This is a genomic window from Paraburkholderia sp. IMGN_8 (genome assembly GCF_038050405.1).
Lineage (GTDB): Bacteria > Pseudomonadota > Gammaproteobacteria > Burkholderiales > Burkholderiaceae > Paraburkholderia.
Window position 1 is genome coordinate 3771476 of record NZ_CP150900.1, and the last position, 24133, is coordinate 3795608.

A 24133-nucleotide genomic window follows, 5' to 3' on the forward strand; every position below is an offset into this window, starting at 1 on the left:
CTTGAAACCGCGGTTAAAACCGCTCTGGAACTGGAAATAAAAAGGCTGAGTGACAGCGTGCCCGCGCAGGGCCGCGCGGCAAAGTCTGCGTTGACGACGCACTCCATCGCCGTTCGCGATGACGGGCGAGGCAAGCGGGACGGGCGTGCGCCGTCGCGAAGGGGAAACCCTTAAGGGCTTTTCAGAGGGGGCTGAGCAGGACAATCGCGGCCGGAATTCAGGCCGAAATTCAGGCGCTCTTCAGCAAATGATCGAGCAGATGCGTCGCCGCCAAGGTCAGCGCATGGCGGTCGCGCATACAGATCACAAAGCGTCGCTGCGCCCACGCTTCGCGCAGCGGCACGGCCACAATGCCGTATTCGTCGGCGGCGTGTCTCGGCAACGCTTCGCGCGGCAGGATCGCGACGGCGAGGCCCGCCTGGATGAAACGATAAGCGGCGTCGAAGGTCGACACGTAGGTTCGATAGTTCAGTTCGCTGCCTTTTTCCACGGCAATGCGCTGCATCAGCGCGTTCACCGACGCGTTCGACGCGAGCCCAAGATGATCGAATGCCAGCGTCTGCTCGAAGCCGATGTCGGTCTCAGCCGCGAGCGCATGATCGCGCGGCACGATCAGCGCGAGGTGGTCGGAGCGATACGGCAACACGTCGAGACTGCCCATCGGTACCACATCGCGGCAGATGCCGAGATCGGCGACACCTTCTTCCAGACCGCGCACGATCTCCGCGCTGACGCGCTCTTCGACATCCACGCGAATCTGCGGATTGGCCTTCAGAAACACCGACAACGCTTCGGGCAAGAACTCGACCATCGACGACACGTTCGCCAACACCCGGACATGGCCGCGCGCACCGGCGGCATATTCGCTGAGTTCGGCTTGCAACCGTTCGTGGCTGCGCATGATCAGACGCGCATGCTTGAGCAGCGCCTCACCGGCGGCGGTCGCGCGCACGCCGCGCTGACTGCGCGAGAGCAACGCGACATCGACGAGCGCTTCGAGATCGGCAAGCCGCTTGCTGACCGCGGACGGCGCGATGAACTCGCGTTCGGCCGCGCGGCCAATCGTGCCTTCCTCGCATACCGCGATGAACAGGCGCAACGTCACCTGATCGATTTGCCACATGAGCGAACGCGCCTCGGGTGTTTGAAGTAGGAAAATGAAGTGGAAAAATTATGCCTGAGGAAGACCGCGACCGAGCCCATGCCAGGGTATTCACGCCCCACGCCCGGCACACGCGGAGTTGCGCAGGTTTTCCGCGCACCGTCTTGCTGGAGATTTTCGGTCTGGCTATGCTGAAGCACGCGTGTGGCCTGCGCAACCCAGGCAAACAAGCGGCGCCGCACGGAATACGACCAGGCAGAACAATTAACCGGGAATCTCCATGTCCACCACCAGCCTCTTCTTCACCGCCGCGGGCGTCGGCCTCGCAATCGCCGCACCGGTCGGCCCGATGGGCATGCTGTGCATCCGCCGCACACTGACCGGCGGTCCGCGCGCGGGGCTGGCGATCGGCTTCGGCATCGCCAGCGGCGATGCGTTCTACGGTTTGATCGCGGCGCTCGGGCTGGTCGGCATTTCGCAGTTCATGCTCGCCTACGACCGGCCCTTGCATCTCGCGGCAGGCCTCTTTCTGCTTTACCTCGGCGTGCGTACGCTGCTGCAAAGGCCCCCCGCCGACGCGCCGAACGGCGACGGCAAGCTCGCGCAGATCGGCCGCGCCGGCGCACTGCGCGCGTACGCGAGTTCGCTGCTGCTCACGCTCACCAATCCGCAGACCGTCATCATGTTCGCCGCGTTGTTCACGACGTTGGCGCCGCGCGGCGCGTTTTCATCGAGCATCGCGTTGACGACGGTCAGCGGGGTGTTTTGCGGCTCGATCGCGTGGTGGTGTTTTCTCGTGACCGTGGTGTCGCTCGCGCGTCACGCGATCGGCAGCAAGCTGCGGCTCGCGATCGACCGGCTTGTCGGGATCACGCTGGCGGCATTCGGCATCGTCGAAGTTCGCCGTGCGCTTTAGGCGCCGGAGGTCAGGCAGAGGTCATAGGTCGTGGCGAAAGGCGCGCTTGCCGACTCCACATCAAGGTCCGCCGAAGCCGTGCCAACGGACGGTTTTATACGCAAGTGCGGCAGTTTTGCGACAATAGCGCCTTTCGCCGCGCCGACCACGCGCCTGCCCATCGACCATCGAAGGCATGCGCGTGCCGGCATTGCCGCTCAACCGACCCAACCCACCCGACCGTCAGCGGTCTGCTCAATGGCCTTTCCCCACATCGATCTGCTGTATTCCGTATCCGGCCTGTTCGTCGGCTTTCTGGTCGGACTGACGGGCGTCGGCGGCGGCTCGCTGATGACGCCGATCCTGGTCCTGCTGTTCAAAGTGCATCCGGCCACCGCAGTCGGCACCGATCTGCTGTACGCGGCCGCGACCAAAGCAACCGGCACGCTGGTGCACGGCCTGAAAGGCTCCGTCGACTGGCAGATCACACTGCGTCTGGCCGCCGGCAGCGTTCCGGCGGCGACCATCACGCTGGTCCTGCTGCATCGTTTCGGCATGGACACGCCGGGCGCAAGCCGGCTGATCCAGATCGTGCTCGGCGTAGCGCTGCTGGTGACAGCGGTGGCGCTGGTGTTCCGGCCGCAACTCGCGGCGCTCGGTGCGCGCCATCTGCCGGTGCCGAAGCAAGGCCGTACGCTCGCGCTGACCATGGTGACCGGCGCGGTGCTCGGCGTGCTGGTGTCGCTGACTTCGGTAGGAGCGGGCGCCATCGGCGTGACGGTGCTGTTGCTGCTGTACCCGCTGCTGCCGACCACGCGCATCGTCGGTTCCGACATCGCGCATGCGGTACCGCTCACGCTGCTGGCAGGCGCCGGTCATTGGCTGCTGGGTTCGGTCGACTGGTCGATGCTGTTGTCGCTGCTGGTCGGATCGCTGCCGGGCATCGCCATCGGCAGCTATCTGTCGTCGCGCGCGCCCGACGCGCTGCTGCGCAACCTGCTCGCCGCCACCCTGACGCTGGTCGGCGTGCGCCTCGTGCTGACCTGAACGCCAGACCGACGCGCCAGCGTGCCGGCTATTTGAAAAAGCGGCAGGTCAGATCGGTCTCGAACTGCCGCACCCATTGACCGCGATGGTCGCGATAGGACTGCGCCCAGCCGCCGCGCCGCACCGTGACGAGGCGCTCGTGCGCGGCGTCGTCCGGATCCGCGCAGGCGCTGATGTCAAAATGCGCCGGCGCGAAGCCGTGCCGCGCGCACACCAGTTCGAAAGCCGCCCGATCGCTGATCGGTAGATCGGTATAGCGCAAGAGCGTGGTTTCCATGGCGTTGACTCCTGTTCACCACCCATCACAGTACGCCTCACGACGCATCAATTGTGTGTCATAGCGCACGCCGGACGGTTCGTTGCGGTGCTTGCCTTCCGGCTCGAACTGCCCCGATCCATCATCACCGCTTCAAAAATCGCCGCTGCGAAAAAGAAAACGAAAAAAAACGGGCTCCGGCGATTCGCCGGAGCCCGTTTGCTGACATGCATCAAGATGGCGCAAAGCGGCAACGGATTGCGCGCTTCGTGGAGCGTGCCGCGCATGGCGCCTTACGGCGCTTCGTGCGCCTCACGCACTTATTGCGCTTATTGCCCCTCGTGCCGCCGGCTTACTGCTGCACAACGCTCAGCTTGTTCGACACCGACGTCACGCCCGCGACGCCCTTGGCGACTTCGCCCGCCTTGTCGATCTGGCCCTGGTCAGGCACCGAACCCGTCAGCGTTACCGCACCGCCGCGAGCGCGCACCGAGATGTTCGACACGTCGATGCCTTGCGCCTTGGCGAGCGCGCCGCGCACTTTGCGGCCGAGCTGGCTATTGGCCTTCTTGACGGTCTTGGCGCTCGCGGCCGGGGCGGCCATGGCGCCACTTGCCGCCGTATCGCTTGCCTGAGCGTACACATTGCACGCCACCACCATCGCCACAACCGAGCCCAGCGTTTTCAGAAAACCGACCGATTTCATAATTTCTCCTTTTGCATCACATTGGACCGCCTCTACCAAGCGGCTTCGTTACGACTACCGGCGGCCGGGCCCGGGCGCGACAAGGCGTGGCTGAGCGACGGCCGACTATGACTGCAACACGGTGTGCGAGAGGCGAGAGAAGCCAGCCGCCGCTAGCCGCACGCGATGACAGGCATGCATGCGGCATGAAGGCCGGCAAGCCGCGAAGTCCGCCAACGCGCCCGGTTCTGCTATGTCGTGCCGGGTCGCGCTGCGCAAACGTCTAATCGCGGCAGCGATGCACAATTTAATCTAGCCGAGCCAGAAGCGCAAAGGGTTTAGTCATGCTCGGGGCGTGTGCCGAGTGCCGTCGACGGGTGGTTCGTGCCGGTGTTGATGCACCCGTCATACTTTGAGCGTGGGTCGTTCGCGCTACCGTCATGCTCCGTTCACGCGCCTGTTCACATGCTTTTTCACGCGCTTTCTCACGTTTTGTTACGGGTTTGTCGGCGCTCACCATCGCCGTGCGCGCCGCCGCCGCACGAATCTCAGGTACCATCGCCGCGAATGCGAGCGGCCGCGCGGCGCCCCGGCATCAAGCCAGGCATGGCGCGAGCGCCTCGACTTGCGCTACGCTAAAGTGCCGCCGCAACCCTGTTCACCTTCGACCGTAGCCGTCACGTCATCTGATGAAGCCTGTAACCGGCCGCAAACGCCCTGCCCGCATCGTCGCCCGTTTCGTCGCAATCTCGTGGCGCGATCTGGCGGTCTCGTTCGGTCCGATCGTGCTGGTCGCCATCGCGGCGATCTGGGTCGCCGTGCGTCTGATCCAGCCCGCCCCGCCCAATACGCTGACGATCAGCGCCGGCCCCGAAGGCAGCACGTTCTGGACCGCCGCGCAAAAGTACAAGGCCATTCTGGCGCGCAACCGCATCACGTTGAACGTGTTGCCGTCGGAAGGCTCGTTGCAGAATCTCAAGCGCCTTTCAGACCCGAAGTCGGACGTCGACGTCGGCTTCGTGCAGGACGGCGTCGCGCCCGGCCCGGTGAGCGACGCTCTGATGTCGCTCGGCAGCGTGGCATATGTGCCGCTGGCGATTTTCTACCACGGCCCGACCGTCACGCGGCTGTCCGAATTCAAGGGTTCGCGTATTGCGGTCGGCGCCGAAGGCAGCGGCACGCGGGAACTGGCGCTCGCGCTGCTCAAGGCGAACGGCATCGAGCCAGGCGGCGCCACCAAACTGCTGCCGCTCTCCGGTGACGACGCCGCGCAGGCGCTCATCTCCGGTAAAGTCGACGCGGCCTTTCTGGCTGGCGATTCGGCGCAACCGGCGGTGATGGGCAAGCTGTATCGCACGCCGAATGTGCAGTTCTACGACTTCACCCAGGCCGATGCGTACACGCGGCGTTTTCCATATCTGACGCAGCTCGAGATGCCGATGGGCGCGTTCGACCTCGGCAAGAATCTGCCATCCGCGCCGATTCACATGGTGGCGCCGACCGCCGAGCTGGTAGCGCGCGACTCGTTGCATCCCGCGCTCTCCGATCTGCTGATCGAAGCCGCGCGCGAAGTGCACGGCAAAGCGAACATCATGCAGCGGGCCGGCGAATTCCCCGCGCCGCTCGCACACGATTTCCCAATCAGCGACGACGCCGCGCGCTACTACAAGTCGGGCAAAAGCTTCCTCTACCGGATCCTGCCGTTCTGGCTCGCGAGTCTCGCGGACCGGCTGCTGGTGGTCGTGGTGCCGCTGATCGTGCTGCTGATTCCAGCGCTGCGCGTCGTGCCGTCGCTGTACGCGTGGCGGGTGAAATCGCGCATCTATCGCTGGTACGGCGCGCTGATCGCGATCGAACGCAGCGCGCTCAGCGAGTATTCGGCCGCCGAACGCGCCTCGCTGATCGAGCGGCTCGACGCGATCGAGGAGTCGGTCAACGGCCTGAAGATGCCGCTCGCCTATGCGGACCAGTTCTACGTGCTGCGCGAACATATCGGCTTCGTGCGCCAGCGGCTTACACATAGCCGCGAGGCCCAGCGCGAAGCGTTGGACGAACCGGATGAGCCAGCCGATGGGCCGGAACCGCCCGAGACAGATGAAGCAACCGAAGCACGCGGATCATCCGGGGCGAGCGAGTCTTCGGACGACCGCACGGCATCGGGACCGGCATCGCCCGCCCCCAGCCGGGTCTGACGTTCGTCGCAACGGCAGCCATCGACGCCAAACCAGGCGCCAAACCATATTGACCGCTGCAAGCAGCGGCCGCACCGCGTAAGATCATTACAAATCCGACGGTTCAGCAGACGCGCAGCAGACGCACACCGTTCGGCCCAGGCAATCCGGGAGACATTCATGACCGTTGGCATCGACGCCATGCAACCGCTGTGGTTTTACGATTTTGTCTCGCCATTCACGTACCTGTTGCTCGAGCAACACGACAAATGGCCGGGCAACGACTTCGCGTTCACACCGGTCGTGCTGAACGACCTGTATCGCCACTGGGGTCAACTACCGGCTTACAACGTGCCCACCAAGCGGGTGTTCATGTACCGGCACGCGCTGTTTCGCGCGGAGCAGCTCGGCATTCCGTTCAAGATGCCGCCGGCTCATCCGTTCGACTCGATGAAGCCGCTGTTGCTCGCCACCGCGGTGGACGGCGACATCAGCTTCGTGCGCGAGATCTTCCGTTTCATCTGGCGTGAAGGCCGCGATCCGTCGAGCGACACAGCGTTCGCCGAACTGTGCGAACGCGTCGGCCAGCCGGACGGGCCCGAGTTGATCAAAAGCGAAGAGGTCAAGGCGAAATTGCAGCGCAATACAGCGAATGCGATCAGCTTGGGCGTCTACGGCGTGCCGACCTTTTACCTGAACAAACAATTGTTCTGGGGCGAAGATGCACTGCCGATGGTGCTGTATTGCGCACGCACGCCGAACTGGCTCGATTCGCAAGAAGTGAAGCGCATCAGTTCACTGCCTTTGGGTGTCGCGAACACCACCGTAGGCGAAGTGTAGGATTTAGACGGGTTCGTTGCGCTGAGCACGTCATGAAGCGCGCCATGGCCGCCGCCCATGCCGTGCTGATGCCGGCCATACCGTGCTCGCTATGGCCGCCGCACTGCAATCAGGCCTAAGGTTATGATCTTTGCGCGTTGCTGCGCGAGCCGTCTTGCGGGCGGCTTCGCGACGCTTCATTCGAGCCCGATCCGCTTGCACCGCCTCGCCTAAAACATGGACGACACCGCCGCTTCCCTCGATATCTGGCTCGTGCGCGTGTTGCGCACACTGCTGGTCGAGCGCAGCGTCACCCAGACCGCGCTGCGGCTGAATCAGACCCAACCCGCCATCAGCACCGCGCTGCGCAAACTGCGCGAGACGCTGAACGATCCGATCCTCGTGCGCGGCAAATCGGGCATGGTGCCGACCGAATACGGCGAATCGCTGCTGGCGTCCGCGCAACGCGTGCTGCGCGAAGTCGATTTCGTCGCGACGCCGCACGGCGATTTCGACCCTGGCCGCTCACGCCGCACCTTTCGGGTGGCCGCACCCGACTATCTGAACGACTTCTTCATGCCGACCGTGATCGCACAGTTTCGCGAGGCGGCCCCGCACGCGCGTCTGGAAATCGATTCGCTGAGTCCGATGCTCGATCACTCGGCCGCGCTCGATGCGGGTGAACTCGATCTGGTGATCGGCAACTGGCCGAAACCCGATCCGCGCTTCGGCAAGACCGATCTGTTCTCGGACACGGTGGTGTGCCTGATGCGCGCCGATCATCCGTTGACGCGCACGCCGTTGACACGTGAAGCGTATCTGGCCGCACCGCATCTCGCGCCGACGCCCTACAGCGGCGCGCGCGGCGGCGCAATCGACATCGGTTTCGCGAGGGCGCGCGCCGAACGGCGCATCGTCGCCACGCTGCCTTACTTCGGCCTCGTGCCGCAAACGCTGCTGCAATCGGATCTGATCTTCACCACCACGCGCCGCTTCGCGACCCATTACGCGAACATCCTGCCGCTTGCGGTGGTCGAGGTGCCGATTCCGTTTCCGCGCATCAAGTGCTATCAGCTGTGGCATCCACAGCCGGATCGGCCAAGCGACGTCGGCTGGCTGCGGACCTTGATGTCGCAAGTGTCGGACGGATTGGTGGCGCAGAAGGCGCGGCGCGTGAAACGGCCGCAGGAAAAGAAAACGTCAGAGGAACCGTCAGCCGCGGCGGGCTGACGTTTTTTATTTGATCGCTTATTTGACCACTTATTTGACCGCTCAGACGCTCGCGCAGAGCTTGTGCGTCACCGCCTGTGCCGCGGCCTGCCGCGCGCGAATCTGCAGCAACTCGGCACACACCGCGACCGCAATGGCCGGCGGCGCCTTATCGACGATGCCCGTCACGCCGATCGGGCAAGTCATCTCCACCAGCCGATCCAGATCCACGCCGCGATCCAATAAACGCCGCTCGAATTTCACGCGCTTGGTTTTCGAGCCGATCATGCCGAAGTAGGTGAAATCGCGCCGCCGCATGATGCGCTCGGCGAGCGAAAAGTCGAGCGCGTGATTGTGCGTCATCACAAGGAAGTACGCGCCGGGGGGCGCCGTGTCGACGATCGCGTCGGGCGTGTCGGTCGCCTCGACCTGCACGTTGGCGGGCGTTTCGTCGGGGAACAGTTCGTCGCGTTCGTCGACCCACTGGACGACGCACGGCAAGCGCCCGAGCAGCGTGACGAGCGCATGGCCGACGTGGCCCGCGCCGAACAGCACGATGTGCATCGGCGCCGCAGGCGCGGCTTGCACGGCGCTGCGCCGGCCGATCTGAACGGAAGAAAAGTCGTTCATGGCGATCACCATCCCAATGAGTATTTTAACGCCGCGGCTACTGCCGTGCCGCCGCGGTCGCTGCGCGCACCGCGCCGACTGCCTTGAGGATTTCCTCGCTCGTCGCGGGCGCGTTCAGCGGCGGATTGACCTTATGGTCACCCACGGCCGACACCGCATCGCGAATCGCAAAGAACACCGAGAACGGCAGCAGCAACGGCGGCTCGCCGGTCGCCTTCGAACGATGGATGCTGTCCTCCGCATTGCGGTTTTTAAACAACCGCACATTAAAGACCGGCGGCGTATCGTTGACGGTCGGAATCTTGTAGGTGGACGGCGCATGCGTCATCAGCTTGCCGCCGGCGTTCCACCACAGTTCCTCGGTCGTGAGCCAGCCCATGCCCTGAATGAACGCGCCTTCCACCTGGCCGACGTCGAGCGCCGGATTGAGCGACGCGCCCACGTCATGCAACGCGTCCGCGCGCAGCACGCGCATTTCGCCGGTCAGCGTGTCGATCACGACTTCCGACACGGCCGCGCCGTACGAGTAGTAATAGAACGGCCGGCCTTGCAGCTTCGACTGATCCCAGTAGAGTTTCGGCGTCGCGTAGAAACCGTCCGACCAGAGCTGGATGCGCGCGACGTAGGCCTTCGCGATCACTTCCTCGAACGGCACCACGACATCGCCGACCAGCACGCGGTCGTGCGCGAAGCGCACATCCGCGGCGCTCACCTGCCCTGCGCCGAAGCGCTCGGCCGCGAATGCCGACAGACGTTCGCGCAACTGGCGCGCGGCATCCTGCGCAGCCTTGCCGTTCAGATCGGAACCGGTCGATGCAGCGGTGGCCGACGTATTGGCGATCTTGCTGGTGTCCGTGGCCGTGACCCGAATGCGGTTGAAGCCGACGCCCAGCTCATGCGCGACGACCTGCGCGACCTTCGTGTTCAGGCCCTGGCCCATTTCGGTGCCGCCGTGGTTCACCAGCACCGAGCCGTCGGTGTAGATGTGCACCAGCGCGCCCGCCTGGTTGAAGTGCGTCACGTTGAACGCGATGCCGAACTTGACAGGGGTGAGTGCCAGGCCTTTCTTCAGCACTTCGTTGTTCGCATTGAACTCGTTGATCGCCGCGCGCCGCGCACGGTATTCGCTAGTCGCTTCGAGTTCGTCGATCAGTTCGTGAATCACGTTGTCTTCGACCACCTGACCGTACGGCGTCTGGTTGCGCTCGGTTTTGCCATACAGATTGCGGCGGCGCACGTCGAGCGCATCCTCGCCGATCGAACGCGCGACGTTGTCCATGATGTATTCGATCGCGAACGCGCCTTGCGGGCCGCCGAAGCCGCGGAACGCGGTATTCGACTGCGTATTGGTCTTGCCGCAGAAGCCGTCGATCATCACGTCGGACAACCAGTACGCGTTGTCGAAGTGGCACAGCGCGCGCGTCATCACCGGACCGGAGAGGTCGGCGGAAAAACCGCAGCGCGAGGTCATGTCGACCGTCACGCCGTCGATGATGCCCTTGTCGTCGTAGCCGACTTCATACGTGTAGTGGAAATCGTGGCGTTTGCCGGTGACCATCATGTCGTCGTCGCGGTCCGGACGCAGCTTGACCGGGCACAGCAGCTTCCACGCGGCGAGCGCCGCGCAGCACGCGAACAGGCCCGATTGCGATTCCTTGCCGCCGAAGCCGCCGCCCATCCGCCGGCATTCGATCAGCACGTTGTGCGACGCCACGCCCAAAGCGTGCGCGACCATGTGCTGCATTTCGGTAGGATGTTGCGTCGAACAGTAGACGTGCATGCCGTCGTCGTCCTTCGGCACCGCGTACGAAATCTGGCCTTCCAGATAGAACTGTTCCTGGCCGCCAAGCAGCATCTCGCCGGCCTCGCGATGCGCCGCGCGGGCGATCTTCGTGCCGGCTTCGCCGCGCGCGAGTTTCATCGGCGGCAACACGTGCTGATTCGCGGCGCGGGCCTGCTGCGCGGTCAGAATCGCCGGCAGCTCTTCGTAGACGACCTCGGCACGGCGTGCAGCCAAACGGGCCGCTTCATGCGAAGTCGCGACCACGATGAACATCGGCTGGCCGACGTATTGCACGACACCGTCGGCGAGAATCGGATCGTCGCCATGGATGATCGGGCCGACATCGTTGACGCCGGGGAAATCGTCCGCGGTAAAGATCGCGACCACGCCGGGCGTCGCGCGCACCTTGTCGAGCGACATCGAGACGATCTTCGCGTGCGCTTTCGGCGACAGGCCGAGCGCCGCGTGCAGCGTGCCGGCGAGCGTCGGGATGTCGTCGGTGTAGGTCGCGCGGCCGCTCACGTGCAGATGCGCGGACTCGTGCGGACGCGAGATGTGGACCTGAGTAAAGTCGTCCTGGTCCTGAAGGTCTTTCAGGAACGGTTCGGCGTGCTGATTCATTCTTGTGTTCTCCGTATCCTTTGGGCTTCTCAGGCGCTGGCGCCGGCCGGCGCGCAGGCAGCGGCGACCGCGCGAACATCCAGCGCGCTCTTCGGCAGCGGATTGTTCGGACGCGTTTCGAGCCAGAAGCGGTACAGCGTGTTTTTGGCGGATTCGAGGCGATAGTTGCTGGTTGCGCGCATGTCGGAAAGCGGCGCGTAGTCGTTGCCGAGCGCGAGCATCGCGGCCTGCGCGGTGGCTTCGTGCCATTCGGCGTCGCGCAGCACGGCCTCGGCGTGCGTGGCGCGCTTCGGCGTGGCCGCCATGCCGCCGAATGCGATGCGCGGCTCGCGGATCACGTTACCGTCGGCGATGAACGAGAACGCTGCGCACACGGCCGAGATATCCGAGTCGAAGCGCTTCGAGAGTTTGTAGGTGCGAAATTGCAGATTCTCGCGTGCACCGGTGCGCGTCGGCACCTTCAACCCGACGACGAACTCATGCTCCGCCATGTCCTTCTTCTGATACGCGAGGTACAGATCTTCGAGCGGCATTTCGCGTTCGATCTCGCCGCCGCGCACGATCACGCGCGCGCCGAGCGCGATCAGGCCGGGCATCGAATCGCCGATCGGCGAGCCGTTCGCGATGTTGCCGCCGAGCGTGCCGGCATTGCGGATCGGCAGCGACGCGAAGCGTTGCCACATTTCGGTCAGCTCCGGGTACTGCCTGGCGATTTCCGCGTACGCGCTTTCGACAGTGACGCCGGCGCCGATCTCGATCCAGTCGTCGTTGGTTTCGAGCTTTTGCAGCTCGGCGATCTGGCCGACATAGACGATGTTGCCGAGTTCGCGCATCTGCTTGGTGACCCACAGGCCGATATCGGTGCTGCCGGCGAGAATCCGCGCGGCGGGTTCCGCTTCCTTGATCCTGGCGAGGGCTTCGACGGTGCGCGGCGCGTCGAAATGCTGGCCGGCGTGCTGGTAGTGGAACGTGTCCGTGCGTTCGAGCGTGGCGAGCGTCGTCGCCAGCGCTTCGACATTGACCGGTGCTTTCGGCGCGGGGGCCTGGAACATGCGCACGGCCGCGTCGACGATCGGCCGGTAGCCCGTGCAGCGGCACAGATTGCCGGTCAGCGCGTTGCTGATCGCGTCGCGCGACGGCACGGTTTTGTTCGCGCAGCTATGTTCGTGGCCGTGCTTTTCGTACAGCGACCACATCGACATGACGAAGCCCGGCGTGCAGAAACCGCACTGCGAGCCGTGACACTCGACCATCGCCTCCTGAACCGGGTGCAGCGAGCCGTCCGGCTGGCGCAGGTCTTCTACGGTGAAGAGCGCTTTACCGTCGAGCGTCGGCACGAACTGGATGCAGGCGTTGACCGCCTTGAATTTGACGCCGCCCGCTTCGTCGCGCTCGCCGACCACGACCGTGCACGCGCCGCAATCGCCTTCGGCGCAGCCTTCCTTGGTGCCGGTGCAATGCGCGTCCTCGCGCAGATACTGCAGGACCGTGCGGGTGACGGCGGCGTCCTTGATCTCGCGGATCGCGTTGCGGTGGTAGAAGCGAATCGGCTCAGTCATGTGTCGTTACTCTCGAATGTTCTGTGTCCATGGGACGTACTGCGGTGACGGTTCGAAAACTATCACCGTCAATAAATACAACCCATAGCGGGGATCGCATGCGGGACATATCCGCAAAACGATATAGAGATGGATTTGAGGCACAGTTGGCTTATGTTGATTCGACTGTTTTGCCGTGTTTATTTAAATTTTGTTGATTTTCGGCCACAAGCGTGTGGGCACACCGCTGCGCTGGGGCGCAAAAGTCAGCGTGTGCCTCGCGAAAGCGGACCCCTATATCCATCTGGCACCGTTATTCGGGCAGCTAAATTATTAAGCGATCCCTGCAAGAGAATCGGTTCCATGGGAAAATCACGCGTTCCCGCCGTTTTCAAGTCTCGTTTTCCCCATGTCCACCGACTCAGCGACACCTCGCAGCGAATTTGCGACGACCATGCGGATCATTCCGGTCGTCTTTTTCACGTTTCTTTGCTACCTGACGATCGGGATTCCGCTGGCGGTGCTGCCCGGCTACGTCCACGACGATCTTGGTTACAGCGCGGTGCTGGCTGGCGCGGCGATCAGCGTGCAATACCTGGCGACGCTGGCATCGCGGCCACTGGCCGGGCGTTCGGCGGACACGCTGGGGCCGAAGCGGACAGTGTCGATTGGCCTGCTTGGTTGCGGCGCGAGCGGGATTTTGTTGCTGCTGGCTGTGTTGTGCGGGCGTTGGCCTGTACTGAGCATGGTGTTGCTGGTGTGCAGCCGCCTCGTGCTCGGATTTGGCGAAAGCTTGTGCGGAACCGGTGCGATTCTGTGGGGCATTGGCCGGGTGGGCACGAGCAACAATGCTCGGGTGATCTCGTGGAACGGCATCGCGACCTATGGCGCGCTGGCTGTCGGCGCGCCGCTTGGGGTGGCGATTGCGCACACGGTTGGGTTTGCCGCGCTGGGCATCCTGGTGATTTTGCTGGCGGCGCTCGGGTTTTATCTAGCCCGGCCGATGGCGCCGGTGCCGATCGTGCATGGCGAGCGGATGTCTTACCGGAGCGTGTTCACGCGGGTGTTGCCGCATGGGATTGGGCTTGCTTTGGGCTCCGCCGGGTTTGGGTCGATTGCTACGTTTATTACGCTTTTTTATGCGGCTAAGCATTGGCCGAACGCGGCTTTGTCGTTGACTGTTTTTGGCACGCTGTTCATCGGCTCGCGGTTGTTGTTTGCCAATACGATCAAGACCTACGGTGGGTTTCGGGTTGCTATTGTTTCTTTTTCGTTCGAATGCGTTGGGTTGCTGATGTTGTGGTTGGCGCCTGAGCCGCATTTTGCCCTTGCTGGGGCGGCGTTGACCGGGTTTGGGTTTGCTTTGGTGTTTCCGGCTCTTGGTGTTGAAGCCGTCGGGCTTGTGCCGCCCGCTAGCCGCGGGGCTGCTTTGTCGGCTTATTCTGTGTTTCTTGACCTCTCCCTTGGGATTACTGGGCCGTTGGCCGGGTATATCGCTGGGGAGTTTGGATATGGATCGGTGTTTCTCTTTGCAGCTGTTGCCGCTGCGGCGGCAGTTGGGTTGTCTACTCTTCTTTATTTGCGGAATGCTAAGGTGGCTAATTTGCCTGCGGCATTGTGATTTTTTTGCGCGTAGCGGTTTTGGTTTGGTTGTTTACCTACGGTGTTGGGGTTTGCTTCAGCTTGGTTGCCTGCGCGGCGCTTTTTGGCTGTGTGCCGACGGCGTTGGCCTTTCCTTGATTTCTTGGTGGTCTATTAGCGTCGCCCCTGTGCGGGGCAGGCACTTACTTTCTTTGCCGCCGTGTAAAGAAAGTAAGCAAAGAAAGCGGCTTCACACCGCTAATTCTTAAGCGGGTCCCCTGGCTTGGAGGAGGTAGTGGAGCATCTGGAATCGGTGCTCTCGCACATTCCGCCCCGGTGACAAGGCAGTCATACTTCCGGCGGCGCTACGCGCGCCGTGGCGGTACTTCTCAAAACCGTCGGCGCTTTCAGCGCCTGCGGTTGTTCAAGCGTAACGGCCTGCCTTTGCTGCGCTGGTGTAACTCGCGGCCGCGTTTCGTTCGGCGCAGTGGTCCGCATTTCCGCAATTCAGCGTCTCGCCGAGGCGCAGCCGATGGCCCCCCACCGCATACAAACGAAGCCCCTGGTTTCGCTTGCAGACCGTCCCGGCGAGCACGCAGTGCGAGGCGGGAAGGATGATGCCGGAGGCGCTTATCTGCGATCGGTGTTGGGAAGTACCGCGTCGGCGCGCGCAGCGCCGCCGGAAGTATGACTGCCTTGTCACCAGGGCGGAGTGTGCGAGAACACTGATTCCAGATGCTCCACTACCTCCTCCAAGCCGGGGGACCCGCTTAAGAATTAGCGGTGTGAAGCCGCTTTCTTTGCTTACTTTCTTTGCGGCGGCAAAGAAAGTAAGTGCCTGCCCCGCACAGGGGCGACGCTAATAGACCACTAACAAATCAAGGAAAGGCCAACGCCGTCGGCACACAGCCAAAAAGCGCCGCGAAGGCAAAAAAACCACCCCTCACTTCCCCCCGGAAAGGCCACATTCCAAAGCCGCCACGCCAGCTGGCAAATCAACCCTAACACCGAGATCAACCATAGTCCGCCCCAGTGCATGCAAAGTGCGAAAAAGATTATGTTCGCGGCACTGCTCTCCCATCTGCCCAATCCGAACAATCGGCAGCCCGAAGGAACCGGAAATCTCGACTTGATGCTGCCGTGAGATATGCGAGCAAACGTCCCCAGGACTCAGCCCGACGGGCACTTCAATCCCCACAACAGAATTCAACCGGCAAGCCGCAGGCGTATACAGCTGTAGGCCCAAAGCCGTTACCCCTTCCTGCAATGCAATCGAACACTTCAAATGCCGCGCAAACCGCTTCTCCAAAGTCTCAGCACACACCAGCCGTAAAGCCTCATGCAAAGCCAGCACGCCGGACACAGGCGCGGTGTAGTGATATCCGGCGTTATGCCAGAAGTTCTCAGCCAGCGAAGCATCCAGACACCAATGCGCATTGGGCGCCGTCCGCCCCTTCACTCTCTCCCAAGCCGCATCGGAAAACGCGATCAGGGACACGCCAGGAATCGACGACAGCCCCTTCTGCCCGCCGGTAATCACGGCGTCGATACCCCATGCATCCATCTCGAGCGGCATCGTGCTCAACGTGCACACTGCATCGACGATCACCAGCGCGCCCGCGGCTTTCGCCAACGCGGCAATGTCCTTCAAGTGATAGTTCCACACCGTGTTGGACGTCTCGCCCTGCACCACCGTCACGATCTCCGGACGCTCGCGGCGGATCGCCTCGGCGACCTGGTCAAGGCTCGCAACCGAACGGTCGGCGACCTCCAATGTGCTCACCTGCGCGCCGACGCGGCGTCCCATCTCCGCCATCCGCTCGCTGAAAAAACCGTTCTTGATGCTCAGCACCCGCGTGCCTTCCCACGCGAGATTGGAGATCGCCATCTCCATCGCGGCCGACCCCGGGCCCGCTACGCCGAGCACCCATTTCGAGTTCGTCTGGAACACGTAGCGCGCCATTGTTTTCACCTGCCCGATCACCTTCACCATCGTGCCGCCCAGGTGATTGATCACGATCGTATTGGCCTTGGCGACAGCGGCGGGAATCGGCACGGGGCCGGCGCCCATCATCAGTAACGGCTCTTCGGGAAGGATGGCGTCGAGCGATTCGACAACCGGACAGGGCACGGCAAAGGAAGCGGAAGTAGATGATGAAGTCGGCATGATCGATACGTGAATGTCAGGGCGCAAAGGAGCAAACGGCCTCGCCAACAATGACACTGGCGAGGCCGTTCATCCGATCATTCACCGATCCGCGCGATTGCGCAAGTTTTTTGTCTATGCCTCATCGCCCGGAAACGTCGGCCAAAGTGCAGACCAAAGCGTCACTTCACCCTGGTCTTGTCGAGTTTCTTGCCGGTGGCGGCGTTAAAACGCTCGACGTACTCTTCGATCAGCTTGCGCATCGCGCGCCCAATCAGCCGGTAGTCGGACTCGTTCAGATTGGCCAGCGACACACGCCCCGACGGATGCTGCGTGCCGAAACCGCGTCCCGGCAGCAGCACGACCCGCGCTTCGCGCGCGAGACGGAACAGCAGTTCCGACGGCTCGGTGTTCTTCAGCAGCCACTCGACGAACTCACGCCCGAACATCCGCTCGCCAAGGAACTCGATGTCGAGAATCGTGTAGTAGTCGACCTGGTTCGGATCGTCGTCCTCGAACGAAATGCCGACTTCTTCGTACAGCGCCTGCTTGCGCTTGCGGATCAGGCGCTTCAGCGCATTCTTGTACGCGTCCGGCGTGTCCATCAGCGAGAACAACGAGAACAGCACCATCTGCACCTGTTGCGGCGTCGACAAACCCGCCGTGTGATTCAGCGCAACAGTGCGGCTGTCGGCCACCAGGCGGTCGATGAACTTGAGCTTTTCCGGCTCGGTCGTGATCGATTCGTAGCGCTCGTGCAACTGCTTCTTCGCGTCCTTGGGCAGTTCGCCGATCAGCTTGTCGAGCACATTGTCACGATGCGTCGCGATCGCGCCGAGACGCCAGCCGGTCGAGCCGAAATACTTCGAGTACGAGTACACGAGAATCGTGTTCTTCGGCGCGAGCGCGAACAGCGATACAAAATTGTCGGCGAAGGTGCCGTACACGTCGTCGGTCAGCAGAATCAAATCGGGCCGTTCCTTGACGATCCCGGCGATATATTCGAGGCTCTCGTCGCTGATCTTCACCGAAGGCGGATTGCTCGGGTTCACGAGGAAGAACGCCTTCACCTTCGGATCACGCAGCTTGTCGAGTTCCTTCTTCGAATACTGCCAGCCGTCTTCCACATGGGCGTCGAGATTCACGACGTTCAGCCGATAGTCGTTCAGGCGCGGAATCTCGATGTACGGCGTGAAGATCGGCATACCGAGCGCGATCGTGTCGCCGGCCTTGATCAGGTGATTCTCGCGCATCGTGTTGAAGATGTACGTCATCGCCGCCGTGCCGCCTTCCACGGCGAACACGTCGAACTCGCCGACAAACGGATGATTTCCGATCATCTCCTTTCGCAGATACTGCCCGACGATCAGTTCGGATAACTTAAGCATCCGGTCCGGCACCGGATAGTTCGACCCGAGAATGCCCTCGCACATCTCATAGAGGAACTCGCCCGCGGACAGCCCAAGCTGATCGCGCACATACGACACGGCGCCGCGCAGAAAGTCGATGCCGGGTACGCCTTTGTTTTCGCGCAGGAACAGGTCGAAGCGTTCTTCGAGCCCATCGCGGCGCGGAAAGCCGCCCACGCCTTCGGGCATGTACGCAAACGAGCGCTCCGATTCGCGCATCGCAAAGAGGCCGAGCTGCCAGAAACCGTGGCGCGGAATCGTCGCGAGAAAGTTGGGGTTGCCGCGGCCGGCATTCAGCATCGATGCGTTCGCGGGGCGCTCCACCGCGCCGCCGCCGGCGGCCTTGATCAATTCGTCCTTGAGTTCGAACGGGCTCAGTGCCGCCAAGCCGGCTTGTGCCATATCAGCGTGTTTCCTGTCGCCTTTCTCTTTTGCCATGATGCGTTCTCCAATGAGCAAGTGAAAGACGCCGGCGTAGCGAGTGATCGTTCAAGCCGCCGGCGTAAGAGAGATCGATAGATGTGTGCGCTACACCAGACCGACCACGAGCGGACCGAGCAGCGTCAACGCGACGTTCGCGATCGCATACGTGATCGCGAACGGCACGGTCGGCACGGCGCTTTCGGCCTTGTCGAGCACGCCGCCGAACGCCGGGTTCGCACTACGTGACCCGGACAGCGCACCGGCCAGAATCGCCGCGTTGTCGTAGCGCAATACGTAGCGGCCGAACAGCATCGTCAGGAGCAGCGGGAACAGCGTGACGAACACGCCCAGCAGGAAGATCGTCACGCCGCTTTGCTTGACCGTGACGACCGCCTGCAAGCCGGAATTCAAGCCGACCACGGCGACGAACGCCGCGAGGCCGAAGTCTTTCAGCAACTGCGACGCCGCCGACGGCATCACGCCGTACATCGGATGCTTGCCGCGCATCCAGCCGAACAGCAGACCGGCCAGCAGACAGCCGCCGCCCGAGCCGAGCGTGAGCGGAATACCGCCGATGTTGATGACGATCAGGCCGATCAGCAGACCGAGCACGAGACCGACGCCCATATAGATGAAGTCGGTCTTGTTGCTGTACGGCAACTCGTAGCCGGCCGCATCGACAGCACGCCTGGTGTCTTTCGGCGAGCCGTAGAAGGTAATCACGTCGCCGTGTTCGAGCTTCGTTTCCGGCAGGATCGGCAGCGGCTGACCGGCTCGCGTCGCGCCTTCGACGAACACGCCGTGGCGCAGGTCGCGATCCACGTTCTTGCGCACTTCGGCAATCGTCGTGCGGTTCATGCCCTTGCGCGTGAAGACGGCCTGGCGGGTTTGCATCACCAGACTCACGCCGTCGGTATCGGCTAGTTCCGCACCGATCATCGGCGCGATATCGACCATGCCGCCACGCCGCCCCACCACCATCACCACGTCGTCCTTTTCGAGCACGAGATCGGGGGTCGGCTCGACCCCTTTGCCGTGGCGGCGAATCCGCTCGATCGTGATGGTGTCGTTCTGACTCACCTCGAGCTCGGACACTGTGCGCCCCGCGGCCTGTTCGACGCGAAACGCGCGGCCCACCAGTTCAGGCAGCGCCGACAGTTGTCCCGGCGCACGCGCGGGCACGGCACCGGAAAGCGCCTTTTCGGCTTCGATCGAGGCCTCGCGCAAACCTTTCCCCATGAACTTCGGCAGGATGTTGACGCAGACGATGATCGCGCCGAGCGAGCCGAACACGTAGGTCACCGCGTACGCGATCGCCACGTCCGATTGCAGCGACTTAACCTGATCGGCGGGCAGGCCCAGACGCGCGATCGCGTCGCCCGCCGTGCCGATGATCGCCGATTGCGTCAGCGCGCCGCCCGCGAGACCGGCCGCGAGCCCCTTGTTCAGATGGAACAGCTTCGCGCAGACCACCACGGTGATCAGTGCCGAGACGGCGAGAAACACGGCCATCGCGATTTCGCGCAGTGTCTTGCGGTTCAGCGAGTTGAAAAAGCCCGGCCCGGAGTCGTAGCCGACCGCGTAGATGAACACCGCGAACATCACCGACTTCACGCCGTTGTCGATCGTCACGCCCGCCTGACTGATCACGACCGCCGCCAGCAATGAACCGCCTACACCGCCTAACTGGAATTTGCCGAAGTTGATCTGCCCGATGAAGTAACCGGCCGCAAGCGACAGAAACAGCGCGATCTCGGGTGATTTGTGAAAGATGTCATGCAGCCATTCCATCGTGCCCTCGCTGGATAGTTTGCGATACTGAATACTGGTTGATGCTTGTGCATCCAGACCTCGTGGCGCGTCCGCCTGCGGAGTGGACCGCGCGGTGTACTACGCCAAGCGCGGCGGCATATGTCCGCTTAGCCGAACTTCCCTGCGAGGCCGACGACCACCGGTCCCATCAACGGCAACAGGATGTTCGAGAGTGCATAGGTGATCGTGTAGCCGATCACGGGTGTCGAATTGCCGGTCACGCCGAGCAGTGCGCTGATCGCCGGCGTGCTGCATTGCTGACCTGCGATGGCGCCGAGCAGCATCGGTGCTTCGAGTTCGAGAAACATGCGGCCGATCCACAGCGACAGCAGCCCTGGCACCAGCACCATCAGAATGCCGGCGATCGGCAGCGCCAGGCCGTATTCGCGCACCAGCTTGATCGCATCGGGTCCGGCCGACAGGCCGACCGCCGCGATGAAGGTGGCGAGACCGAAATCCTTGAGGATTTGTGCGGCGGCCGAAGGCAGCGAGCCCACCAACGGATAGCGCGAACGGATCCAGCCGAACAGCAAGCCCGACAGCAGACAACCGCCGCCCGTGCCGAGCGCGACCGACACGCCGCCGATCCGCCCGCCGAGATGTCCGATCGCCATGCCGACCAGCACGCCCAGGCCGAGATAGACGAAGTCGGTTTTCCGGGTGGCGGTGAGCACATAGCCGAGCCGACGTGCGCCGCGTTCGACATCGGCCTTCGCGCCCACCAGCGTCAGCACGTCGCCGCGATTGAGTTCGGTGCCGGGTAGCGCGGGCACGGTAGTTTCGAGCCGCGTGACGGCGGCGATATAGACGCCGCGGCCTTCTTCCGGCGTCGCCCGTTCGCGCACCTGCGCGACCGTGAGGCCATGCGCTTCGCGGCGCGTCAGCACGACATCGAGCGTCTCTGCGACAAGCTGGCCGAAGGCGGCGCCCTCCACTTCTTCACCGAGGCTGGCAGCCGCCGCGACGATCGCTTCGCGCCGTCCCGCTACGAGAATAAGGTCGCCGGCAGCCAGCGTCAGTTGCGGTTCGACCGGCGCGGCCGCACCGTTACGCTCGAGCTGCTCGATGGTCAGATTGAAACCGTGCTGCTGTTCGACCGCCAGAATCGTCGAGCCGGCCGCCGCGCCGACCCGGAAGGCGCGGCCCACGAGCGCCGGCGCGGCGGCGCGCTGGCCGTCGCTGAACGCGCCGTCGCCGCCGAGCTTGCGCCACACGCGCTCGGCTTCTTCGCGCAAATTGACGCGCAACAGAAGCGGCGCGAACTGACTGGTAAACAGAACGATGGTGACCAGGCCGAACAGGTAACTGACGCTGTACGCGGTGACGATGTTGGCCTGCAGACGCAGCGTCTCGGCGTCGCCGAAGCCGAGCTTGGCAATCGCTTCCGACGCGGTGCCGATCACCGCCGACTCCGTCGCGGCGCCGGCCAGCAAGCCGGCTGCCGTGCCGGCGTCGAGCCGCATCACGACGACCGCGATCATAATGAGCACCAGCACCGAAACGATCTCGACAATCGACAGCAAGCCATAACGCCAGCCACGCCCGATGTTGGCGAAGAATTGCGGGCCGCCGGTGAAGCCCAGCGCGAAGATGAACAGTGCGAACGCGATGTTCTTCAGATCGGGAGCCAGCCGCGCGCCGGTCTGACCCAATAGCAAAGCGACGATGAGCGTGCCGCAGACGCCGCCGAGCTGAATCGGCCCGACTCGAAACGAACCAATGAAATATCCGATTGCAAGACTCGCGAACAGCGCGATCTCCGGTTGAGACCTCAGCAATTCACCGATCATGTGTTGGCTCGCCGATTTATGGGTTTGTTTGGTATAAATCCTAAAAAATTGCCTGGAATTTCAATAAAGTCATTCGGTGCTCGCGCCATTCTCGACGTATGCATTACGCATCTGGCATGACCAGCGCTCATTGAATGGAGAATTTATGGCAATGTAATGACACCATCAGTGCCAGCGATGAAATGCCGCAGTGCAGCGACGATAGCGGGATACTTTTCACAAACCTCGGCAGTCACTCTTTCCTCGTGAATTTGTTCAACGCCCTGAAAAAGATATGCTCCGCTTGATAGCCTTTTTACAGCATGAAATACGCATTTTTGAGACTTCTTTTTTAATAAATATTGTAGTTCTTCACGGCTGTCAATATGATTTTCAATTGCGGCCTGAGTGAAGTTCGCGAGATATGATGTTGGTTAATGCCCGATATGGTTTTCGGGCCGCGCGCTGCACGCGGCAGTCATTGTCGCAATGGGCCGATATACTGATCTGCCGGCATGCCATAACGCCGTCAGTCCACATCGCCAGCGGCTGCACGCATCCTTCGGAGCCTTCCATGCGCATGATCCTGTTCAGCAGCCACCAATACGACAGCGACACGTTCACTGAGGCAAACCACACGCATGGCTATGAACTGCACTTCCAGGAATCGCACCTCGATATCGAAACAGCGATCCTCGCGCAGGGCTATGAAGTGGTATGCCCGTTCGTCAACGACAACGTCGATGCCGCCGTGCTGGAACGCCTGCATGCCGGCGGCACGCGCCTGATCGCGCTGCGCTCGGCGGGCTTCAATCATGTGGATCTGGCAGCGGCTGAGCGTCTCGGCATAACGGTCGCGCGGGTGCCGGCCTACTCTCCGCACGCCGTCGCCGAGCATGCGGTCGGCCTGATTCTCGCGCTGAACCGGCGGCTGCCGCGCGCGGTCGCGCGCACGCGCGAAGGCGACTTCTCCCTGCATGGGCTGCTCGGCTTCGATCTGCACGGCAAGACAGTGGGCGTGATCGGCACGGGCATGATCGGCCGGGTGTTCGGCCGCATCATGGCAGGCTTCGGCATGCAGGTGCTCGCGCACGATCCCGGCACGCCGGCCGAAGAGTTGCTTGCGCTCGGCGCTCGCTACGTGCCGCTCGATACCCTATTGGCGCAAGCCGACGTCGTCAGCCTGCATTGTCCGCTGGTGCCCGGCACGTACCATCTGATCGACAGCCGCGCGCTGGCGAAGATGAAACGCGGCGCGATGCTGATCAACACCGGGCGCGGCGGGCTCGTCGAAAGCAATGCGCTGATCGGCGCGCTGAAGGACGGGCAGCTCGGCCATCTCGGGCTCGACGTGTACGAGGAAGAAGGCGGCCTGTTTTTCGAAGACCACTCGAACCTGCCGTTGCAGGACGACGTGCTGGCCCGTCTGTTGATGTTTCCGAACGTGATCGTCACCGCGCATCAGGCGTTTTTCACGCGCGAGGCGATGAACGAAATCGCGCAGACCACGCTCGATAACGTCGCCGCATGGCAGGCGGGCACGCCGCGCAATGCGGTGCGGACGCGCGAGTAGGGGCGGCCGGCGAGGCGCGCCCGGCTACGCGTCCCCAGCCATCGTGGTCGCGCGAATCGCGGTGCGGGCGTCGTCCGCCGCGCCGCAGACTTCGCGCAGCAACGCCACCTCGCGCTCGTGCACTTCCACCGGAAACCAGCGCGCGCCCGCGTCGGCCAGATAGCGCGCGCGATGCTGGCCATTGCGAAACGCCACCACGCCTTCACGCTCCAGACCCATCCAGCCCAACAGACCCGGCGCGCGACGCGTCGTGATCGTCACGTACGGCATCTGCGGAATGCGTGGGTTATCCGGATCGAGAAACTCGCGAATGCCGCGCATCTTGCCCGAATGCCATTCGGCAACGGGCTTCAACACGTAGTCGGTGTCGTCGCGATCCGCGCACGCCAGTAGCTTGCGCGCGTCGACCAATACCACTTGATGCCGCGTATCGTCGGTAACGAAGACGCGCTTCAGGCGCACATGGTCGTACCATGGATGGTCATGCAGAGGCACGATCCAGACCGGCTCGGCATAGGCCGGCGCGGCAGAGGACGATGGATTGGACAAGTGCAAGGGCCGGCTCGATAAGCCAGCGCGCACGCGCCAGCAGGTTAAAAGAGCGCCTAAGCTACGAGTCGTTTGTGAAAGAGGCATGACAAGTCTATGTATTAATCGCCCGGCA

Annotated in this window: 19 protein-coding genes; 8 read left to right on the forward strand and 11 right to left on the reverse strand. The window is 63.0% G+C overall.

Features of this window, described 5'->3' with window-relative positions; genetic code table 11:
- Nucleotides 1-229 precede the first annotated feature (229 nt).
- Nucleotides 230-1123 carry a LysR family transcriptional regulator gene (locus tag WN982_RS17155; protein WP_341313114.1) on the reverse strand — a complete coding sequence of 298 codons (894 nt, stop codon included), beginning with the start codon at nucleotides 1121-1123 and terminating at the stop codon, nucleotides 230-232.
- 259 nt (nucleotides 1124-1382) lie between these two features.
- Here WN982_RS17155 and WN982_RS17160 point away from each other — a divergent pair, with 259 nt between their 5' ends.
- The gene (locus WN982_RS17160) at nucleotides 1383-2018 is read left to right on the forward strand and encodes a LysE family translocator (RefSeq protein WP_341313115.1); all 636 of its coding nucleotides are present in this window, start codon (nucleotides 1383-1385) and stop codon (nucleotides 2016-2018) included.
- A 237-nt stretch (nucleotides 2019-2255) separates the two neighbouring features.
- Nucleotides 2256-3044: a sulfite exporter TauE/SafE family protein gene (locus WN982_RS17165; RefSeq protein WP_341313116.1), complete on the forward strand. Its 789-nt coding sequence runs from the start codon at nucleotides 2256-2258 to the stop codon at nucleotides 3042-3044.
- A gap of 28 nt (nucleotides 3045-3072) precedes the next feature.
- Here the strand turns inward: WN982_RS17165 and WN982_RS17170 are convergent, their stop codons facing one another.
- Both WN982_RS17170 and WN982_RS17175 read right to left on the reverse strand, forming a co-directional pair.
- A complete protein-coding gene (locus WN982_RS17170; RefSeq protein WP_341313117.1) occupies nucleotides 3073-3321 on the reverse strand; it encodes a hypothetical protein in 249 nt (82 codons plus the stop codon).
- Between the two features lie 331 nt (nucleotides 3322-3652).
- Nucleotides 3653-4006 carry a BON domain-containing protein gene (locus WN982_RS17175; protein ID WP_341313118.1) on the reverse strand — a complete coding sequence of 118 codons (354 nt, stop codon included), beginning with the start codon at nucleotides 4004-4006 and terminating at the stop codon, nucleotides 3653-3655.
- Nucleotides 4007-4674: 668 nt separating this feature from the next.
- Between WN982_RS17175 and WN982_RS17180 the strand changes: the two genes are divergently transcribed.
- From WN982_RS17180 to WN982_RS17190, 3 genes are all read left to right on the forward strand, one after another.
- Nucleotides 4675-6177, forward strand: coding sequence for a TAXI family TRAP transporter solute-binding subunit (locus WN982_RS17180; protein WP_341313119.1), 1503 nt, complete (start codon nucleotides 4675-4677; stop codon nucleotides 6175-6177).
- A 159-nt stretch (nucleotides 6178-6336) separates the two neighbouring features.
- Complete coding sequence (locus WN982_RS17185) at nucleotides 6337-6996, forward strand: 2-hydroxychromene-2-carboxylate isomerase (protein WP_341313120.1); 660 nt, start codon at nucleotides 6337-6339, stop codon at nucleotides 6994-6996.
- Between the two features lie 216 nt (nucleotides 6997-7212).
- Nucleotides 7213-8205 carry a LysR substrate-binding domain-containing protein gene (locus WN982_RS17190; protein ID WP_341313121.1) on the forward strand — a complete coding sequence of 331 codons (993 nt, stop codon included), beginning with the start codon at nucleotides 7213-7215 and terminating at the stop codon, nucleotides 8203-8205.
- A gap of 42 nt (nucleotides 8206-8247) precedes the next feature.
- On the opposite strand, the gene xdhC is transcribed toward WN982_RS17190, so the two are convergent.
- Genes xdhC through xdhA form a run of 3 tightly spaced genes read right to left on the reverse strand, consistent with a single transcriptional unit; the run spans nucleotide 8248 to nucleotide 12777 of the window.
- Entirely contained in the window at nucleotides 8248-8814 is a 567-nt protein-coding gene (gene xdhC, locus WN982_RS17195) for a xanthine dehydrogenase accessory protein XdhC (RefSeq protein WP_341313122.1), read from the reverse strand.
- Nucleotides 8815-8851: 37 nt separating this feature from the next.
- Nucleotides 8852-11218, reverse strand: a complete 2367-nt coding sequence (gene xdhB / locus WN982_RS17200) for a xanthine dehydrogenase molybdopterin binding subunit (protein WP_341313123.1) — start codon at nucleotides 11216-11218, stop codon at nucleotides 8852-8854.
- A gap of 29 nt (nucleotides 11219-11247) precedes the next feature.
- Nucleotides 11248-12777 carry a xanthine dehydrogenase small subunit gene (gene xdhA, locus WN982_RS17205; RefSeq protein ID WP_341313124.1) on the reverse strand — a complete coding sequence of 510 codons (1530 nt, stop codon included), beginning with the start codon at nucleotides 12775-12777 and terminating at the stop codon, nucleotides 11248-11250.
- A gap of 388 nt (nucleotides 12778-13165) precedes the next feature.
- Here xdhA and WN982_RS17210 point away from each other — a divergent pair, with 388 nt between their 5' ends.
- Nucleotides 13166-14377 (forward strand): MFS transporter, encoded by a 1212-nt coding sequence (locus WN982_RS17210; protein ID WP_341313125.1) that lies wholly within the window; start codon nucleotides 13166-13168, stop codon nucleotides 14375-14377.
- A 903-nt stretch (nucleotides 14378-15280) separates the two neighbouring features.
- Here WN982_RS17210 and WN982_RS17215 read toward each other — a convergent pair.
- Entirely contained in the window at nucleotides 15281-16411 is a 1131-nt protein-coding gene (locus WN982_RS17215; protein ID WP_341315827.1) for an aminotransferase class V-fold PLP-dependent enzyme, read from the reverse strand.
- On the opposite strand from WN982_RS17215, the gene WN982_RS17220 reads away from it, so the two are divergent.
- Complete coding sequence (locus WN982_RS17220; RefSeq protein ID WP_341315869.1) at nucleotides 16347-16517, forward strand: hypothetical protein; 171 nt, start codon at nucleotides 16347-16349, stop codon at nucleotides 16515-16517. The genes WN982_RS17215 and WN982_RS17220 overlap by 65 nt on opposite strands.
- 148 nt (nucleotides 16518-16665) lie before the next feature.
- On the opposite strand, the gene WN982_RS17225 is transcribed toward WN982_RS17220, so the two are convergent.
- The 3 genes from WN982_RS17225 to aspT (WN982_RS17235) form a co-directional block, all read right to left on the reverse strand.
- Nucleotides 16666-18330: a bifunctional aspartate transaminase/aspartate 4-decarboxylase gene (locus WN982_RS17225; RefSeq protein ID WP_341313126.1), complete on the reverse strand. Its 1665-nt coding sequence runs from the start codon at nucleotides 18328-18330 to the stop codon at nucleotides 16666-16668.
- Nucleotides 18331-18420: 90 nt separating this feature from the next.
- Nucleotides 18421-20106, reverse strand: a complete 1686-nt coding sequence (gene aspT / locus WN982_RS17230) for an aspartate-alanine antiporter (RefSeq protein WP_341313127.1) — start codon at nucleotides 20104-20106, stop codon at nucleotides 18421-18423.
- Nucleotides 20107-20234: 128 nt separating this feature from the next.
- The gene (gene aspT / locus WN982_RS17235; protein WP_341313128.1) at nucleotides 20235-21917 is read right to left on the reverse strand and encodes an aspartate-alanine antiporter; all 1683 of its coding nucleotides are present in this window, start codon (nucleotides 21915-21917) and stop codon (nucleotides 20235-20237) included.
- Nucleotides 21918-22470: 553 nt separating this feature from the next.
- On the opposite strand from aspT (WN982_RS17235), the gene WN982_RS17240 reads away from it, so the two are divergent.
- Nucleotides 22471-23469, forward strand: coding sequence for a 2-hydroxyacid dehydrogenase (locus WN982_RS17240; RefSeq protein WP_341313129.1), 999 nt, complete (start codon nucleotides 22471-22473; stop codon nucleotides 23467-23469).
- Between the two features lie 24 nt (nucleotides 23470-23493).
- Here WN982_RS17240 and WN982_RS17245 read toward each other — a convergent pair whose 3' ends face one another.
- Nucleotides 23494-24105: a hypothetical protein gene (locus tag WN982_RS17245; RefSeq protein WP_341313130.1), complete on the reverse strand. Its 612-nt coding sequence runs from the start codon at nucleotides 24103-24105 to the stop codon at nucleotides 23494-23496.
- Nucleotides 24106-24133 lie beyond the last annotated feature (28 nt).